The sequence below is a fragment of the Aporhodopirellula sallentina SM41 genome (assembly GCF_000346505.1).
GTDB lineage: Bacteria > Planctomycetota > Planctomycetia > Pirellulales > Pirellulaceae > Rhodopirellula > Rhodopirellula sallentina.
The window spans coordinates 1-1,971 of the sequence record NZ_ANOH01000072.1 but is presented as its reverse complement, the minus strand read 5'-3'; the positions used below and the strand labels follow the sequence as shown (position 1 = coordinate 1,971).

Below are 1,971 nucleotides of genomic sequence, written 5' to 3'. Positions count from 1 at the left end.
GGATAAAGAATTCATGAAGTCCGTGGTTTGAGGCGAGTCGGTTGCAACACGCTACTGACCAGGCCGTGATCGTTCTCTTTCGAGACGTCACAATCAACACTTCTTACACGTTGACACCTCAAACCACGGAGCTCTCTCATGGTGACATGCGCCATCGACCTTGGCAAGTTTAATAGCGTCTGCTGCTTCTTCGATCCAGCCACTCAAAAGCACCAGTTCGAGACGATCGCCACTAAGCGGTCGCACATCGAGAATCTGCTGAATACTCGCGGCGACATCGACTTGATCGTCATGGAGGCTTGCGGGCCGTCGGGCTGGATCAACGACATCTGCGAAGAAAAAGGCGTCAAAACGCTTGTCTGCAGCACCAACGAGGAAGCCTGGAACTGGAAAGCCACCAAGCGAAAAACAGATCGCGATGACGCACTGAAGCTCGCCGAAATGTCGCTGCTGAGGCGGCTCGTGCCGGTCCATGTCCCCAAGCCTCGGGTTCGCCAGCAACGAGCGTTCATCAAGTATCGCAAGAGTGTCGATCAGGACATCAATCGCCTGAAGAACTCGATACGAAGCATCTTCGCCAACCAGGGCATCGAGATCGATACCGGTGAACGAGCGTGGAACACCGGACGCGTCCACATCAACTCGTTTCGCAAGCCGATCGAAGAGTGTGGTCGCGATGAACTATGGCGAGGGCAACTCGATATGCAGCTCTCACGACTGGACGACTTAGTGGTCAAGCTCGAATCACTCGAAACAAAGCTCGATGAGTTCGCCGCCGAGCATCCTGATATCGTTCGCCTGATGACCATCCCCGGAGTTGGACGCAAGACTGCCGAAGCACTGGTCGCAGCCATCGATAATCCGCATCGCTTCAAGAATGCTCGCCATCTGTCCAGCTACCTCGGGCTGACTCCCAAGCAACATCAATCAGGCGAGATCGATCGCAACGGACGGATAAGCAAGCGTGGCAGCAAGCTGCTCCGGACGATGTTGTTGCAGTGTGCCTGGAGTAGCCTGCGTTACAACCGCTGGAGCAAGAAGACTTACGATCGAATCACTGGCGGCAGCAAGACTCGGCGCAAGAAAGCAGGCATCGCATTGGCTCGCAAGATCGGCGTGATCGCTTGGGCGATGATGCGAGACCAGACCAACTGGGACGCCAGCAAACTGCTCAGTGACGAAGAAACCAAACAGGACGACGGGAAGCTGAAGGTGAAGCGAAAACCACCCAAGCCGCCGGGGCCGGTTTACAGCGAAGAGTCTTCCCGTGCTGCGCACCGTCGCAAGCATCTGAGCACCAAACCAAAACGTCAAACCCGAACGGGCAACCGGCGTACTCAAACGTCTCAACTGAATTGACCCCAACCAAGGCTCGCCGTCTTGCGAGCCGGGCTTCTTGGGAGTGATCGCGAATTCCTGTCCGAGGCAACGATTCTGTCGCCAACCTCGAGATAATGAATGCGAGGCTCCCGAGAAGTCATTTCCAAACCAACGATCACTCCCTCACCAGCGTCCTTGCCGCAGCGAATTGATGGCGGCGGTGCCCAGCGACGAAGAAAGCGAACCGAGAAACACTCCAGCAGGACTCCCCTTTGGCCATGACTACTCACCAAGGTTGGCATCCGGACGTATCGCATGTTCGGAAGACGCCGCGATAAAGACTGTGGCTGGCCCAAACAAGAGTATCCAATTCAAACCGATTGGAACGCCTGTAAGAAATGATGAGACGACGCAGATCAAGTGAGTGATTCGTCACCCCAGCGTCGGCACCTCGAATAGTCGAATAGTTCCCAGCCGGACTTTCTCACCTCGCCGCAATCGTGCAAGAGTCACTACCGACCGCAACTCGCTCTCAAAACCACCCAAAGAAGTGCCTTCACAGCTCATGTAAAAATAATTCCCAAAAAGCGGCCAGTCGCCACTGGTCAAACCACGGACTTCATAGTCGATTGGAATCACCGGGCCGGGGCC

2 protein-coding genes are annotated in these 1,971 nt (G+C 55.4%); one reads left to right on the top strand and one right to left on the bottom strand.

Going from position 1 to position 1,971, the window contains the following annotated elements:
- Positions 1 to 138 precede the first annotated feature (138 nt).
- Complete coding sequence (locus RSSM_RS03880; protein ID WP_008674746.1) at positions 139 to 1,359, top strand: IS110 family RNA-guided transposase; 1,221 nt, start codon at positions 139 to 141, stop codon at positions 1,357 to 1,359.
- Positions 1,360 to 1,752: 393 nt separating this feature from the next.
- Here the strand turns inward: RSSM_RS03880 and RSSM_RS34485 are convergent.
- Positions 1,753 to 1,971: hypothetical protein (locus RSSM_RS34485; protein ID WP_008674743.1), on the bottom strand; the 219-nt coding region annotated here is incomplete at its 5' end.